At 69.5% G+C, this 16,533-nt stretch carries 11 protein-coding genes; 2 read left to right on the top strand and 9 right to left on the bottom strand.

Features of this window, described 5'->3' with window-relative positions:
• Nucleotides 1-123: 123 nt before the first annotated feature.
• The 9 genes from ACIBD9_RS25260 to ACIBD9_RS25300 all read right to left on the bottom strand — a co-directional run bounded on the left by ACIBD9_RS25260 (nucleotide 124) and on the right by ACIBD9_RS25300 (nucleotide 14,138).
• Nucleotides 124-1,506 (bottom strand): endo-1,4-beta-xylanase, encoded by a 1,383-nt coding sequence (locus ACIBD9_RS25260; protein WP_396721379.1) that lies wholly within the window; start codon nucleotides 1,504-1,506, stop codon nucleotides 124-126.
• A gap of 39 nt (nucleotides 1,507-1,545) precedes the next feature.
• Entirely contained in the window at nucleotides 1,546-2,871 is a 1,326-nt protein-coding gene (locus ACIBD9_RS25265; RefSeq protein WP_396721381.1) for a PHB depolymerase family esterase, read from the bottom strand.
• Nucleotides 2,872-3,178: 307 nt separating this feature from the next.
• Nucleotides 3,179-5,317: an alpha-glucuronidase gene (locus ACIBD9_RS25270; protein WP_396721383.1), complete on the bottom strand. Its 2,139-nt coding sequence runs from the start codon at nucleotides 5,315-5,317 to the stop codon at nucleotides 3,179-3,181.
• Entirely contained in the window at nucleotides 5,314-7,347 is a 2,034-nt protein-coding gene (locus tag ACIBD9_RS25275) for a beta-galactosidase (RefSeq protein ID WP_396721385.1), read from the bottom strand. Before ACIBD9_RS25275 ends, ACIBD9_RS25270 begins: the two co-directional genes overlap by 4 nt.
• Nucleotides 7,344-8,033, bottom strand: a complete 690-nt coding sequence (locus ACIBD9_RS25280; protein WP_396721387.1) for a DUF624 domain-containing protein — start codon at nucleotides 8,031-8,033, stop codon at nucleotides 7,344-7,346. Before ACIBD9_RS25280 ends, ACIBD9_RS25275 begins: the two co-directional genes overlap by 4 nt.
• 142 nt (nucleotides 8,034-8,175) lie before the next feature.
• A complete protein-coding gene (locus ACIBD9_RS25285) occupies nucleotides 8,176-9,789 on the bottom strand; it encodes an extracellular solute-binding protein (protein WP_396721389.1) in 1,614 nt (537 codons plus the stop codon).
• 80 nt (nucleotides 9,790-9,869) lie between these two features.
• Nucleotides 9,870-10,778: a carbohydrate ABC transporter permease gene (locus ACIBD9_RS25290; RefSeq protein WP_396721390.1), complete on the bottom strand. Its 909-nt coding sequence runs from the start codon at nucleotides 10,776-10,778 to the stop codon at nucleotides 9,870-9,872.
• A complete protein-coding gene (locus tag ACIBD9_RS25295) occupies nucleotides 10,775-11,764 on the bottom strand; it encodes an ABC transporter permease (protein ID WP_396721392.1) in 990 nt (329 codons plus the stop codon). Before ACIBD9_RS25295 ends, ACIBD9_RS25290 begins: the two co-directional genes overlap by 4 nt.
• Before the next feature lie 10 nt (nucleotides 11,765-11,774).
• A complete protein-coding gene (locus ACIBD9_RS25300; protein WP_396721394.1) occupies nucleotides 11,775-14,138 on the bottom strand; it encodes a glycoside hydrolase family 3 N-terminal domain-containing protein in 2,364 nt (787 codons plus the stop codon).
• Between the two features lie 319 nt (nucleotides 14,139-14,457).
• On the opposite strand from ACIBD9_RS25300, the gene ACIBD9_RS25305 reads away from it, so the two are divergent.
• Nucleotides 14,458-15,495, top strand: coding sequence for a LacI family DNA-binding transcriptional regulator (locus ACIBD9_RS25305; RefSeq protein ID WP_396721396.1), 1,038 nt, complete (start codon nucleotides 14,458-14,460; stop codon nucleotides 15,493-15,495).
• 20 nt (nucleotides 15,496-15,515) lie between these two features.
• Nucleotides 15,516-16,514, top strand: a complete 999-nt coding sequence (locus tag ACIBD9_RS25310; protein ID WP_396721398.1) for an acetylxylan esterase — start codon at nucleotides 15,516-15,518, stop codon at nucleotides 16,512-16,514.
• Nucleotides 16,515-16,533 lie beyond the last annotated feature (19 nt).

Below are 16,533 nucleotides of genomic sequence, written 5' to 3' on the forward strand. Positions count from 1 at the left end.
CCCCGGTTCTCTCTTTGTTTGGCTCCACCCCCCCCCGGCATGCTCCCCCACCCCCCCCCCCACCCCCCCCCGCGCGGGGGGGGGGGGGGCGCCCCCGGCCCCCCCCCCCCGGCCGTTGGGGCTCTAGCTGGCTGAGCAGGTGGGGCTGAGGCTGCCGGCGGTGCCGTTGGCCTGGAAGCCGTACTCGGTGGATTGTCCGGCGCCGACCTGGCCGTTGTACGCGACGTTCGTCCAGTTCGTCGTGCCGGTGCTACCGCTGCGGTTGACGTTCCACGCGTTGGTGACCGTCGCGCCGGACGGCAGACCGATGGTGACCGTCCAGCCGTTGATGGCCGACGAACCGGCCGTCACCTTCACCGTGGCCACGAAGCCACCCGTCCACTGGTTCACCGACACCGTCGCCGTGCAGCCACCCTGCCCCGGGGGCGGAGTCGTGGGTGGGTCGGTCGGCGGGTCCGTCGGCGGGTCGGTGGGCGGGTCGGTGGGGGTGGTGCCGTTGTTCAACGCGGTGAGCACCGCGTCGTACGCGGGCTTCTTCTGACCACTGCTGTTGAACAGCAACGGGGTCTGCGACGCCCGCCACGAGTCACTGTCGCGGATGCCCCACACCGTGATGCCGTTGCAGCGGGCCACGGCCAGGCAGTCCTCCACCACACTGCGGTACGTGTTGGCCGGTGCGCCCTGGATGTCCAACTCGGTGATCTGCACATCCACACCCAGTGCCGCGAAGCTCGACAGCGTGGTGCGGTAGTTGCTCACGTACGGGGAGTCGTTGTTGAAGTGCGACTGGAACCCGACGCAGTCGATCGGCACGCCACGGGCCTTGAAGTCGCGCACCATGGTGTACACGGCCTGGGTCTTCGCGTGCGTCCAGTTGTCGGTGTTGTAGTCGTTGTAACACAGCTTCGCGTTCGGATCCGCCGCGTCCGCCGCCCGGAACGCCGCCTCGATCCAGTCATTGCCCGTGCGCTGCAAGTTCGAATCCCGACGCGCACCCGAACTACCGTCGGCGAACGCCTCGTTCACCACGTCCCACGCCACGACCTGACCACGGAAGTGCGTGGCCACCTGCGTCACGTGGTTGAGCATCGCCTGCCGCAGCGCACTACCACTCAAGCTCTGCATCCAGCCCGGCTGCTGCGAATGCCACGCCAGGGTGTGACCCCGCACGTTCATCCCACGGCTACGCGCGTGATTGACGATCTGCTCGGCCGCTCCGTAACTGAACCGACCCTGCTGCGGCTCCGTCGCGTCGATCTTCATCTCGTTCTCAGGCGTCACCGAGTTGAACTCACGATTCAGAATCGTGGTGTACGCACTATCGGACAACCTGCCCGCCGCCACCGCCGTACCGAAATAGCGACCCTTCTCGGCGGCGGACGCGCCGAGGGTCGTCCCGGCGGCGGCCGGCGCTGTCAGGAACAGCGCCATACCGGCGGCGAGGGCGCCCGCGCCGGTCAGCGCGATGGCGGCTCTCGATGCCGCCTTCCATCTCGTACTTCTCATCGTGTGACTCCTCTGGAGGTGGTGGGGTGGGAAGGGGAATCAGGACACCGAACAGGCGGCGCCGTTGAGGGCGAACGACGTGGGCTTGCCCGTGCCGCCCTCGTGCGTGGCCTGGAAGCCGATCTCGACCGACGCGTTCGGGGCGATGGTGCTGTTGTAGGAGACGTTGCGGGCGGTCACCGCACCGCTCGCCGGGGCGTACTGGGCGTTCCAGCCGCTGGTGATGCGCTGCCCGGTGGGCAGCGTGAAGGTCAGGGCCCAGCCGTTCACGGCGGTGGTACCGGTGTTGGTGATGGCCACGCTCGCGGTGAGACCGCTGTTCCAGGCGTTGACCGTGTAGCCGACCCGGCAGGGACCCCCGGTCGGCGGCGGAGTCGTCGGGGGCGGCGTGGTCGGGGGTGGAGTCGTCGGCGGCGGCGTGGTCGGGGGTGGGGTCGTCGGCGGCGCGGTGCCGTCCAACCCGAAGAAGCGGATCACCTGCGCGGCGTCGACCGGCAGGTTGTGCGTGACACCCTGCATGCTGATCGCCTCGACCGGCGCCATCGGGCCGCTGCTGCCGTACCGGGTGCGGGTGTAGCCGGACTGCGGGGAGTCGGTGTACGTCGGGGTCTGACTCAGCCCGTGCACGTTGGTCCACTGCTTGACCTGCTCACCGAAGTTCGGGTAGCGCAGCGTCTCATCGTTGGTGCCGTGCCAGATCTGCATCCGGGGCCGCTGGCCGGTGTAGCCCGGGTACGCCTCCCGGACCAGGTCACCCCACTGCTGCGCGGTCCGGATGAGTTGCCCGTTGGCGCACTCGCTGTTCCACTCCGAGGTGCCGCCGGTGGCGAAACAGGCGAACGGCACCCCGGCGAACGAGGCGCCCGCCGCGAACACGTCCGGGTAGACGCCCAGCATGACGTTGGTCATCATCGCGCCGGAGGAGGTGCCGGTGGCGAAGATCCGCGCGGGGTCGGCCGAGTAGCGCTGCCGCACGTAGTCGACCATCGACATGAGCCCGACCGGGTCGCTGCCGCCGCCACGGCGTAACGCCTGCGGCGAGTAGACGTCCCAGCACTTGCTACTACGGGTGGCCGACGGGTAGATCACGATGAACCCGTACCGGTCCGCGAGGGAGGCGTACTGGGTGCCCGAGTGGAACGCGGGACCCGTCCCGGTGCAGTAGTGCATGGCCAGGAGGATCGCCGGTCGGGTCGCTACCCGGTCCGGGACGTACAGGTGCATTTGCAGGTTGGTGGGGTTGGTGCCGAAGTTGGTCACCTGCGTGAGCGTCGCCGCCGACGCGGGGGTGGCGAACGTCAACGCGGCGGCGGCCAGTGTCACGGCCGCCATGACGGCGCCAAGCATTCTCGTCTTCAGTGTCATCGTCGCGATCCCTTGCGAAAAAGGCGCGTGGAAGGGGACTTAAGTCGAGGACTGCCCTTCGCCCGACCTTGACCGCGGCTCGCGTGACCATGTCAGCTTCAATCGAGCACACTCGATTGTCAAGACTTCCGGAAACCTTTCGCCGCAACGGTTCCGGCGGCCACCTGCGCAGCAATGGGCATCGACGGGCATGGTCAGCGACGATGGGTCGCGATAAATTACCGGGACGTTTTCGGAACCTGCCAGGCCGCTGGGGCACGGCACGACTGCGGCCCGACCGGATGGCCGGACCGCGCCGCACCGCCACTCAGTAGATGTCCCGCCCTCGCTCGTCCGGCACCCCGGACTTGCGGAAGAAGTACGTGTTGATCTGGTCGCGCCACTCGGTGGCACAGCGCACCTGCTCCTCGAGGCGTTCGGCGACCCGCTCGTACACGCTCGGGTCGATCATGCCGGTCAACGCCTGCCACCTCCGCCGCATCGCCGTCACCTCCTCGACCCCCGCGAAGTGGGTGTCGTAGATGTGCTGGATGACTGTCGAGCCGCTGCGCAGCACATGCCCGTACGGCACGTGGTGGAAGAAGAGCAGCAACTCGTCGGGGCAGCTCCCGGGTGACTCGTACACCTCGGCCCAGTACGGCGGGTACTGGCCGGTGAAGCCGGTGCCCGACGCGCGGCTGCGGTCCACGCCGACGCCGTCACGGTCGGCGAAGTGGTAGGTGCCCCACCGCGTGTACTCGTACCCGTCCACGCCGGGGCCGTAGTGGTCGCCGGGGTTGACCATGAAGCCGACGCCCAGCGGGGCGGTGTAACGCTCATAGGTGCGCCAGGAGTCGTCCATGATCTCGTGCAGTGTCCGCCGCACCAACTCGGCGTCGGCGGTCGCCGACGGTGGAAAGGTCAGCGTGATCCACTCGTCGAGGATCGCCGTCGGGTCCCGCCGAGGGTCCCAGGCCAACCGGCCGAACGTGTACAGGTTGGCCTGCGCCAACGGGTGCCCGGTCCAGAACGGGTCGTCACCGACGTTGGCGACCGCGATCATCCCACCGCCCGCCGCCGACTCTCCGGTGACCACGTCGGCGATCGTCCGTCCGCCCGGCCCCCAGGGGGCGAAGCGCAGCACCTCACTCCACCACGGGCCGAGGTGGCAGACGTGCCGCTGTTGGCCCGTGTACTCCTGCGTGACCTGCAACTCCACCGCCAGTCGGGTCGCCGGCATCGCGGCGAGCACCGGTGAGACCGGCTCGCGCGTCTGGAAGTCCACCGGGCCGAACTTCACCTGGACGACCACGTTGGTGCGGAACCGCCCGTCGAGCGGGGCGAAGTGGTCGTACGCGGCCCGAGCCCGGTCGGTGGACCGGTCCCGCCAGTCCTGGTGGTGGTTGTAGACGAACGCCCGCCAGTGCACCACTCCCCCGTGCGGGGCGAGCGCCTCGGCCAGCAGGTTCGCCCCGTCGGCGTGGTCCCGGCCGTACGTGAACGGGCCGGGTTGCCCCTCCGAGTCGGCCTTCACCAGATAGCCGCCGAAGTCCGGGATGCGGTCGTACACCCGCCGGGTGGTCGCGGCCCACCAGGCCCGCACGGTCTCGTCCAGGGGGTCGGCGGTCGGCAGCCCACCGAGGACCACCGGTGCGGCGAAGCTGACCGACAGGTGCACCCGGATGCCGTACGGGCGCAGCACGTCCGCGATCTCGGCCACGTCACCGAGCCGTTCGGTGAGCAGCAGCGCTTCCGTGCGGGCCACGTTGACGTTGTTCACCGAGATCGCGTTGACCCCACAGGACGCCAGCAGCCGCCCGTACTCCCGCACCCGGGCCAGGTCGCCGCGCGGACGGCCGTCCCGCCAGAAGATCGAGCCGCCCGCGTACCCCCGTTCGACCTGGCCCATCACCGGGTGCACGGCCACGTTGTCCCAGTGGTTCAGCATTCGTCGGCGCAGCGCCGGCCGGTGCCGCTCCGGTGGCCGGGCCAGGTCGAAGGCCGCCGCGCAGAGCCGGACCACGTGGAAGAGCCCGTACAGCAGGCCGGCCGGCGCGTCGGCCAGCACCGCGGTCACATCACCGGCCCGCGCCAACACGAAACCCTCGTCGCCGAGCGTCCCGCCGTCGCCCAGTTCGATCAGCGCCGCCTCGCCGGCGGCGCGCGCCGCCTCCACCGCCGGGTTGGGCAGCTCACCGGCGTCGCGCAGGGCGAACACCAGGTCGACGTCGACGTCCCAGGACGGGGAGTGCCACACCCGCCCGCCATAACGCGCGCAGGCGCGCGAGACCTCGTTGAGGACGGTGTCGACGAGCAACCCCTCGCCGTGCAGGAGGACGCGGCGCGCGCCGAGGGACCGGAACGCCTCCGGGGGCAACCAGGCCGGATGGACGCGTGGCTCGTCACCATCCATCGGCTCCTCGACGAACATCAGCTGCTCCAACTCCACCGACTCCTCGGCGTTCACCGGTCCTCCTCCAACACGACAACCCCGTACGCCGGCAGCCGCAGGGCGGCGCCGGCCGCCGTACGGTCGCCGGTGAGCAGGTCGACGCCGCCGGTCCGGGCGGTCACCTCGACCGGCTCGGCGCGGTGGTTGAGCAGAAACAGCAGCCGCGACCCGTCCGCCGCGACTCGGACGGCGGACTCCAGGTTCGGTATGTCCGGGTAGGGCCCGAGCAGGTCGTGCCGGTCGAGCACCTGCCGCACCACCCAGGACACCCCGGCCTGGTCCAGACCGGCGGCCACGTACCAGCCGTCGCCGGCGCCGAAGGAGTTGCGGGTCACCGCCGGGGTGCTCGCGTAGAAGTCGGCCTGGTAGGTGCCGATGACCTGGGCGCCCTGCGGGATCACCAGCTCGAACAGCAGCCGCGCGTCGACGTCGACCTGATCCGCGCCGTCGCCGAGGCGGACCGGGTTGACCACCTCCGGGCCGCGGGCGTCCCACTCGTCGACCCGGACACCCATGAGCTGCCCGAGCGGGCCCGGCACGTCCATCAGGAACGCCTGGTCGTTCTCGTCCACCCGGCCGGACAGGTAGGTGGTCAGCACCGACCCGCCGCGCGTCGCCACCGCCTCCAGCCGCTGCGGCAGGTCACCCTTGAGCAGGTGCAGGGCCGGGGCCACGACCACGTCGTAACGGGACAGGTCGGCGGTCACCGCGACGACGTCCAGGTCCACACCGGCGTCCCAGAGTGCCCGGTGGTAGGCGAGCACGACCTGCTGGTAGCGGACCAGCCGGGACGGGCCGTCGGACAGCTCCAACGCCCACCAGCTGTCCCAGTCGAACAGCAGCGCCACCCGGGCCGGGGTCCGCGCGCCCAGTGACACCGGGCCGAGCCGTTCCAGTTCGGCGCCCAGCTCGGCGACCTCCCGGAACACCCGGGTGTCGGAGCGACCGGCGTGCCCGATGACCGCTCCGTGGTACTTCTCGCTGGCCCCGCGGGAGGCGCGCAGCTGAAAGAAGAGCACCGCGTCGGCACCGTGTGCCACGGCCTGCCAACTCCACAGCCGCATCAGACCGGGGCGCTTCAACGGGTTGACGTCGCGGCACGCGGTGCAGCTCGGGGTCTGTTCCATCAGCCAGAACGGCTGGCCGTCCTTGAGCCCGCGCATCAGGTCGTGGGTCAGTGCCATCCGGGCCGCCGACTCATCGTCGGGCGGGTAGTTGTCCCAGGAGACGAAGTCCAGATGAGGGGCCCAGCGGTGGTAGTCGATCGGCCGGTACATGCCCATGAAGTTCGTGGTCACCGGCAGCGTCGGGCTGGACTCCCGGATGGCGGCCTTCTCGTCGCGGAAGTTGGTCAGCATCGCGTCGGAGGTGAACCGCAGGTAGTCCAGGGTGATTCCCGGGAACGCGGTGTGGTCCGGGCCGCGCCAGTGCTCGGTCAGCGCCGACGGCGGCTCGATCTCGTCCCAGTCGCTGAAGGTGTGCGACCAGACGGTGGTGTACCAGGCCTCGTTCAGCTCGTCGAGGGTGCCGTAGCGGTGGCGCAGCCAGTTCCTGAACCCGGCCGCGCACAGCGCGCAGTAGCAGGCGCCGCCGTACTCGTTGCCGACGTGCCAGGCGAGCACCGCCGGCGTGTCGGCGTAGCGGCGGGCGACCCGGCGGGCCAACTCGGTCGACAGCCGGCGGAAGACCGGCGAACTGGGGCAGGAGTTGTGCCGCTGACCGAGCCGGTGCTTGCGGCCCTCGAAGTCGGTCCGGGTCACCTCGGGGTACGCCTTCGCCAACCACGGCGGGTGGGCTCCGGTGCCGGTGGCCAGGCAGATCCCGCGTCCCTCGGCACTGGCCCGCTCGACGATCCTGTCCAGCAGCGCGAAGTCGTAGGTGTCCTCGGCGGGTTGGGTGAGCGCCCAGTCGAACACCCCGAGGGTGACCAGGTCGATCCGTGCACTGTCGAAGAGACGGTAGTCCTGCTTCCACACGTCCTCGGGCCACTGTTCCGGGTTGTAGTCGCCCCCGAAGGGCACCTTGGCGCTGAGGGGCAGGCTCATGCGACGAACTCCTTCCGGATCAGGTGGATCATCGGGTCGCTGACGCGCAGGTACGCCAGCACCGCGATCGACGCGAGCAGCATCAGCACCGCCTCGGAGAAGACCGCGGTGATCCCGGCCGCCGCGGCCAGCAGCAGCGCGTTGCCGACGGAAACGCCGGGGGTACGCAACAGGAAGTGCACGGCAAGCCGGAGCACGTCCCTCGTGCGGAAGTCGAACAGCGAGGTGATCACCAGGGCGTTGGCCATGCAGAGTGTCACCGCCACTGCGATCAGCACCAGCGGCACCGCCCACCAGCCCGGAAGGCCAACCGCGCCGCGGTAGGCGAGGTTCACGGCGAGCACTGTCAACCACAGCAGCGTCGGCACCCAGATCCGCAGTACCCCGAACGCGTTGGCCCGGTAGCCACGCCAGAACAGCGCTGCCGGGTGCAGGTCGGTCAGGTCGGTTCGCTGGTGGCGCAGGGCGTACAGGGCGGCGGAGATCGCCGGGCCGACCGGTACCAGGAGGAGCGCGGCCAGCGGCAGGTTGCTGGGGTGGCGGTCCAGCACCAGCAGCGGGAGCAGGGCGGGCAGGGTGGTGAGCAGCAGGAGCAGCTCGACCACGAGCAGGATGTAGACGCGCGAGGTGATCCGCGACAGTGGCCCGTCGCCGAACTGTCGCCAGGTCTGGGCGGCGCCACTCACGATCGCTCCCTTTGCTCGGGGACGGTGTTGCGCACTGCGGTCCCGCTGGTCGTCCGGTCGGGTGGCGGGGCGGACCGCACGCACCGGGACCGGCCGGGGGTCCGGTCGGGCCGCGACAGGCCGCCCGACCGGACCCCGCTGATCAGCCGTTGTTCTTCTGGAACCGCTCGTACGCCTTGTTGACCAGGTCGATGTACTGGTCGGAGTTCTTGGCCTTCAGCTCGGCCACGTACGCGTCCCACTCGCTGAGCGGACGCTGACCCAGCGCGAACTTCAGGGTGTTCTGGGTGACGAAGTCCTTCAGCGGGGTCTCCCAGAGCGACACCTGCTCGCGTTCCTCGTCGGTCAACGGGGCGGGCGGGGGAACCTCCCGCGGCTTGCGGGCGTCCATCACCTTCTGGAACTCCAGCTCCTCCGGTGAGAAGAACCCGCGGACCAGATCGGGGCTGCCGCCGTAGGCGAAGACGCCGTTCTGGAAGCCGAAGTCCTTCTGCAGGTGCTTGGGGGCCTTCGGGTTGAGGCCGAGGAAGTCGACGCCGGGGTTGAGCGAGCGCTTGCCGGACGCGTCCTTGGTGAAGGTGGTGCCCTCGACGCCCCAGCGGGCGAACTCCAAGCCGGCGTCGGAATACCAGAGCCAGTCGATGAACTGCATCATGGCCACGAAGTTCTTGCTCTCCCGAGCCTTCGAGGAGATCATGATGCCGTTCTCCAGCCGGGGAAAGGGATTGATCTCGCCGGCCGGGCCGATGGGCAGCGGGATCTTGGCCATCTTCGCGTTCGGCAGGGTCTTGGCCAGGTCGGGCCGGTGGTTGTTGACCAGGGTCTGCGCGTTGCCGGTGACCACGAAGGACTTGCCGTTGGCGAGCTTCTGGCGGGCCTGGTCGTCGGTCTGGGTGAAGCTCTCCGGGTCGAGCAGGCCCTCGGCGACGAGCTTGTGCAGGTAGGTGACCATCTGCTTGTACTGCTCGGAGGCGCCGGTGTAGTTGAACTTCTTCGCCGCCGGGTCCCAGGTGGCGTGCTGGTAGTCCCAGCCCGCCTGGGTGCCGTGGGCCGAGCCGAGGATGTTCAGCAGGGCGCCGGTCGGGTTGGGCTTGCTGAACAGGTCGGAGTACGGGTAGACGTTCGGGTACTTCGCCTTCATCGCCTTGAGCACCGTGTACAGCTCGTCCCAGGTCTTCGGGACCGCCAGGTTGAGCTCCTGCATGATGTCGGTGCGCACCAGCACCGTGTAGTCCTGCGTGGGCTTCTCGTGGACGCCGGGCAGCAGGTAGAACTTACCGTCGGACTGCCGCAGGTTGTCGATCTCCGGCTTGAGGTTCCACTTGGTGATCTTGTCCTTGAGGTTGGGCATCAGGTCCAGGTAGTCGCTCACCGGGAGGATCGCCCCGGAGGACACGAAGGCGTTCTCCTGCGGGTGGTACGTCTTCGGGATGATCAGCGGAGCGTCTCCCGCGCCGATCAGCAGGCTGCGCTTCTGCTCGTAGTCGCTCAGCGGCACGGCCACTGGTTCGATCTTGACGTTGGTCCGCTTGGTGAGTTCCGACCAGAACAGCCAGTCTTCCTTGAGCGGGTAGAACGTGTGGTTGTTGTAGAGAGTGGAGAACGAGAGCGCCTCGGTGGCCTTGAACTGGTCACCGACGCCGTAGTTGGCCATCGCGCCGACCCTGTTCTCGGAGAGATCGGTCGACTCACCGGGGTCCTCGGAACAGGCGGTGGCAAGGGAGAGCGCAAGCAGACCCGCGGTGGCAAATGCCACGCGGCGCCACGTCTTGTGGAGCATGGCTCGTCCTTTCGGTGGTGGTGGGGATTCGAAGGGAAAGCGGTGCGGCGGCGGCGTCACCCCTTGACCGCGCCGAGCATCACGCCGCGGACGAAGTACCGCTGAACGAAGGGGTAGACCGCCAGGATCGGCAGGGTGGTGAGCACGATCGTCACGGCCTGGAGGGTGGCCGCGGCCTGGACCTTGTCGGCGTCGGCCGCGGCCGACTCGGCGCTGGTGGCGCCCACGATGAGGTTTCGGAGGTACACGGTGACCGGCAGCAGATCCTGCTGGTCGATGTAGAGGAACGCGGTGAACCACGAGTTCCAGAAGGAGACCGCGTAGAAGAGCACCATCGTCGCGATGATCGCCTTCGACAGCGGCAGCACGATCCGCAGCAGCGTGCCGTACGTGTTCAGCCCGTCGACCGCCGCGGCCTCCTCCAACTCGCTCGGCAGACTCTCGAAGAACGCCTTCATGACCAGCAGGTTGAACACGCTGATCGCATTGGGGATCACCACGGCCCAGATGGTGTTCTTCATGCCCAGGCTGGTGACCAGCACGTAGTTGGGGATCAGGCCACCGGAGAAGAACATGGTGAACAGCGCGACACCGATGAGAAAGGGGCGCCCCTTGAGCTGCGGCTTCGACAGCACGTACGCGTAACACGTGGTCAGCACGATCGAGATGAGCGTGGCGACCACCGTGTATACCACCGTGTTGCGGTAGTTCGTCCAGAACATCGCGTCCGACATCAGCAGCTTGTAGGCGGTCAGGTCGAACCCACGCGGGACGATCGTCACCTTGCCCGCGATGATGTACGCCTCTTCGCTGAGCGAGCGGGCCACGATGTTGAGGAACGGGTACAGCGTGACGACCACGACGCCGAGCAGGACGACGGTGTTGACCACCCGGAAGATCCGGTAACCCCGGCTGTCCACCGGCCCGCGCGTCTTCGGGGCATCGATCTTCGTACCGAGGGTCACCACAGGCTCGTCCCCACCGTGCGACGGGAGATGACGTTCGCCGACAGGACGAGGATCAGCCCGATCACCGCCTCGAAGAGGCCGATGGCGGCCGCGTAGCTGAAGTTGCTCGACTGGAAGCCCATCCGGAACAGATAGGTGGAGACCACGTCGGCGGTCGGGTACGTCAACGGGTTGTACAGCAGCAGGATCTTCTCGAACCCGACCGCCAGGAAGCTGCCGATGTTGAGGATCAGCAAGGTCACCATCGTCGGACGGATACCGGGCAACGTGACGTGCCAGGTCTGCCGCAGCCGGCCGGCGCCGTCGATCCGGGCGGCCTCGTACAGGTCCTCGTCGACGGTGGTGAGGGCGGCGAGGTAGAGGATCGTGCCCCACCCGACCGTCTGCCAGACCTCGGACGAGACGTAGATGGTGCGGAACCACTCCGGTTTCTGCAGGAACGCCACCGGGTCGCCACCGAACAGGTTGACGAGTTGGTTGGCGGTGCCGTCGATCGAGGTCAACTGCATGACCATCGCCGCCACGATCACGATCGACAGGAAGTGCGGCAGGTAGGACACGGACTGGACGAACCGCTTGAAGCGGCGGGCCCGGACCTCGTTGAGCAGCAGCGCCAACACGATCGGCAGCGGGAAACAGAACAGCAGGGTCAGCGTCCCGAGCACCAGGGTGTTGGTGAACACCTCCCAGAACGTCGGGTCGGTGAGGAACATCCGGAAGTAGCGCAGCCCGACCCAGTACTCACCGAAGATGCTGCCGCCCGGCTTGAACCGGCGGAACGCGATGATGTTGCCGATCATCGGCAGGTACCGGAAGACCAGGAAGAACAGCAGCGGCAGGATGGCGAGGGAGTAGAGCTGCCAGTCCCGGCGCAACGCCTGCCGCCAACTGCGACGGCGTCGTGGCGAGCGGGGGGCGGGGCTCTGCGCCTGCTGCGCAGAATTCGGCGGCGCCGGCGGCGGTGGCCGCAGGGTGGATGTCATCCGTGGCCTCCTATGCCGACTGTGGAACAGCCACGAGGGGCTCGATCCGCACCGAGGTGAGCAGTTCCCGCTCGTAACCGACCTGGCGTTCGGTGCCGACCAGTCGCAGCGGCAGGGCCGCCGCCACGTCACCGCTTGATCGGCCGAACCGCAGCTCGACGTCGCCGGGCTCGACGATCCGCTGGCCGGTCAGCCCGGTGAACGACGCCACGTCGGCCGGTACGCCGAACGTCACGTGCGCCACCTCGCCGGGTGCCAACGGCAGTCGGGTGTAGCCGATCAGCCGAACCACCGGGCGGGTGGTCTGCGCGACCGGGTCGTGCAGGTAGAGCTGCACGACCTCGGTGCCGGCCCGCTCACCGGTGTTGGCGACGGTGATCCGCACCCGTGCCTCGCCGTCGACCGGCCAGGCAGCCGGATCGTCGCGCGGCTCGACCACCGTCGCGTCGGACCATTCGAAGGTGGTGTAGCTCAGCCCGTGGCCGAACGGGTACGCCGGGGTCGGGTCGACCGAGGAGACCTTGTTGCGCCGGCCCAGCGGTGGGGCCAGGTAGGTACTCGGCAGTCCGCCGGCGTCCCGGGGAACGCTGACCGGCAACCGCCCGGAGGGGTTGACCGCGCCGGTGAGCACCTCGGCGAGCGCCTGCCCACCGCGCTGACCGAGGAAGAACGCCTGCACCACGGCCGCCGCGGCGTCGAACTCCGGGCCGAGCGCGTAGGGGCGGCCGGTCATCAACACCAGGACCACCGGGGTTCCGGTGGCCAGGACGGCGCGGACGAGGTCGGCCTGCACGCCGGGTAGTCGCAGGTCGACGGCGTCGCAGCCCTCACCGGAGGTGCCCCGGCCGAACATTCCCGCCCGGTCGCCGACGGCGAGCACGCACACGTCGGCGGCGGCGACCGCGGCGACCGCGGCCGGGATGCCCGAGGTGTCCTCGCCGGTGATGGCGCAGCCCGGCTCATGGGTGAGCACCGGGACGCGTCGGGCCAACTCGTCGCGCAGTGTGGGGATGTCCACGCCGAGCCCGAAGTCGCTGTGGTTGATGCCCACGTGGTTGGGGAACGAATAGCAGCCGAGCATGGCCATCGGGTCGTCGGCGACCGGACCGACCAGGGCGACCCGGGTCGCCACGGGCAGCGGGAGGACGCCGGTGTTGCGCAGCAGGACGACGGACTCCCGGGCCAGGCGTACGGCGATGTCCTGGCTGGCCTCGTCGTCGAAGCGCAGGGACGCCACGTCGGCGGGTAGCTCCTGCCAGCCCTCGTCGAGCAGACCGAGTTCGATCTTCTGGATCAACACCCGGCGCAGCGCGCAATCGATGAGCGCCTCGTCGACCTCGCCGCGGCGCACCGCCTCCACGAGCGGTTCGCCGAAGGCGTCCACGGTGGGCAGCTCGACGTCGATCCCGGCCCGCAGGGCGAGCCGGGCCGCGTCGGCGGCGTCCCCGGCGACTCGGTGCAGGGTCTGCAGGAACCGTACGGCGAAGTAGTCGGCCACCACGGTGCCCGTGAAGCCCCACTCGTCGCGCAACAGCCCGGTCAGCAGCCCACGGTCGGCCGCGACGGGCAGGCCGTCGATCTCGGCGTAGGAGTTCATCACCGAGCGGGCGCCGCCGAGGCGCAGCGCCATCTCGAACGGCGGCAGGATGACGTCGGCCAGTTCGCGGCGGCCCATCGGCACCGGCGCGAGATTACGTCCACCACGGGAGGCGGAGTAGCCGGCGAAGTGCTTCAGTGTGGCCACCACGCCGGCCCGCTCCAGGCCCCGCACGTACGCGGCGCCGGTCGTCCCGACCAGGTAGGGGTCCTCGCCGATCGTCTCCTCGGTACGGCCCCAGCGGTAGTCCCGGGTGACATCCAGGACCGGGGCGAGACCCTGGTGCACGCCGGCGGCGCGCATCGACCGTCCGATCCGGTCGGCCATCGCCTCGACCAGTTCCGGGTCGAAGGACGCACCCCAGCTGAGCGGAGTCGGGTAGACGGTGGCCCGCCAGGCCGCGAACCCGGTGAGGCACTCCTCGTGCACCTGTGCGGGAATGCCGAACCGACTGGCGGCCACGATCTGCGCCTGCGAGGCCGCCAGCGACCGGGCGCCGAGCACCGGGTCGACCGGGGCGGTGCCGAACGGGCGGGTGAGCTGGCCCAACCCGTGCCGGATGACCGTGCTCCACGGCGGCAAGTCGCTGATCATGTCCGATTGGTGCGGTGCGACGCCCTCGCCGCTGGCCTCGGCGCCGACCCAGACCCCGACGAGCTGGGCGATCTTCTCTTCGAGGGACATCTTCGGCAGGAGCGCCTCGGCCCGCTCGGTCGGCGACAGCCGCTGATCACGCCACGGCGCGGCGCCGCCGTCCCCGAGCGACTGACTTCTCATGCCATGACCCCTTAGCTCCGGCCGCATCCCCGTGCCCTCGTGAAACCGGCTCCGTGGCGGACGTTTCTCACGATCCGAAACTTTCCGGAAACCTGCGTAACCTTTTCGGCAACCTAAGTGCCCCATCGATGCCTGTCAAGAGTCCCAATCGGACTACCAGGAGGTGTTTCCTGCACACGGTGATCCCGCAATCGGCGCTCAGTCGCCGATGAGCCGCGCGATGACCCACGAATGGGAAGCCCGACCACGACACCGACTGGCGTGAATGTCTGATCGTGTTAAGGTCGCCCGAAACTTTCGGATGTTGTATGAGGCCGCGATGACAGAGCACCGCCCGCTCGACCCACCCGCCTCCACCACCATCGCGACGATCGCCAACGATGTCGGCGTCTCGGTCGCGACCGTGTCCAAGGTCCTCAACGGACGCGGCGATGTCGCCCCCGGCACCAGGGCCCGGGTGGAGGCGAGTCTCGACCGCCACCAGTACCAACGCCGTGCCCGGCGACACGCGACAAGCGGCGGCCGGGTGGACCTCGTGTTCCACGAGTTCGACACGGGTTGGGCGATGGAGATCCTGCGGGGTGTCGAGGCGGTGACCTCCGCGGCCGGCATCGGGTTGTCGGTCGCCCAGCTCGACGGCGCGCACCGCCCGCCGGCGCGATGGCTGGAGGCGTTACTCGCCGACCGCCCGCTGGGCGTGGTGTTCGTCCTCTCCCACCTGGCCGAGGCGCAACAGCAGCACCTGCGCCGGCAGGGCATACCGTTCGTCGTCGTCGACACCGACAGCGCGACCTCGGCCTCCGTTCCCACAGTCGGGTCGAACAACTGGAACGGTGGCCTGCTCGCCGCCCGGCACCTGTTGGAGCTGGGGCACCGACGGATCGCCGTCATCTCCGGGCCACCCGACGTGCTGTGCAGCCGCGCCCGCGCCGCCGGCTTCCAGTCGGCCCACGACGAAGCCGGAATCGTGGTCGACCGCGAGCTGATCCGCTACGGCAGCTTCTCCGCCGGAGCCGGGCACGCCCACGGGCTGCAACTGCTCCAGCGGCCGGACCGGCCCACGGCCATCTTCGCCGGGTCGGACATCCAGGCCATGGGGGTGCTCCGGGCCGCCCGTCAGTGCGGCCTGCGAGTGCCCGAGGACCTCTCGGTGATCGGGTACGACAATCTGCCGGTCTCCGCCTGGACCGACCCGGCCCTCACCACGATCAACCAGCCGTTGCGCGACATGGCCGGTATCGCCACCCAGATGTTGCTCGACCTGACCAGGGGCAACGAGCCGGCGACCAGCCGGATCGACCTTGTGACCGAGTTGGTCGTCCGGGAGAGCACCGCGCCCCCCGCCGACCCGCACTGACCCCGGCCCTGCGAGGACCCGTGCCCCACTCCGCCTTCACCTTCGACGAACTCCAGCGGTACGCGCCCGAGGTCGCCGAGCCCGACGACTTCGACGAGTTCTGGCGGGACACGCTCGCCGAGGCGGCCGCCGTGCCGGTGCTCGTCGACGTCCGTCCCGAGCCCACCGACCTGCGGCTGCTCGACTCCTGGGACGTCACGTTCGCCGGCTTCGGCGGTGACCCGGTCCGCGCCTGGTACACCCGCCCGGCCGGCGTTCGAGAGCCGCTGCCGGCCGTGGTCGAGTACGCCGGCTACGGTCGCGGCCGGGGCCTGCCCCACGAACGGCTGACCTGGCCGGTGGCCGGGTACGCGCACCTTCTGATGGACAACCGGGGCCAGGCGGGGCAGTACGGCGCCGGGGACACCCCCGATCCGCACGGCGCGCCCGGCGGTCCCTGGCCGGTCACCTGGGGGATCCTCGATCCGCGGGACTACCACTACCGCCGCCTGATCACGGACGCGGTCCGGGCGATCGAGGCGGTCCGTGCGCTGCCGGGCGTCGAGGGTGACCGGGTCAGCGTGGTCGGCAACAGCCAGGGCGGCGGCATCGCCCTGGCGGTGGCCGGTCTCGTCGACGATCTCAGCGCGGTGTTGACCACCGCCCCGTTCCTCTGCGACATGCGCAGGGCGGTCGCGCTCACCGACCTCGCGCCGTACGGCGAGATCGCGCGGTACCTGGCCGTGCACCGGGAGGCCGAGGAAGCGGTGTGGCGGACTTTGTCCTACGTGGATGCCGTGAGCTTCGCGCGACGGGCCACGGCGCCTGCTCATTTCGGAGTCGGCCGGCGCGACGCCGTCTGCCCACCGCGAACCACCTTCGCCGCCTACAACCACTACGGTGCCGCGAACGGTCGCCCGGTCCCACCCGAGCGGGAGATGCACGTCTACCCGTTCAACGGCCACGAGGGTGGCGAGGCCGTGCACGTCAAGCGTCAGTTGCGCTGGCTCGGCTCGGTGCTCCAGCCGGCGCGGGCCTGAACGGCCCACACCCTCCCCG

Source organism: Micromonospora sp. NPDC050784, assembly GCF_044456765.1.
In the GTDB taxonomy this organism is placed as follows: domain Bacteria; phylum Actinomycetota; class Actinomycetes; order Mycobacteriales; family Micromonosporaceae; genus Micromonospora; species Micromonospora foliorum.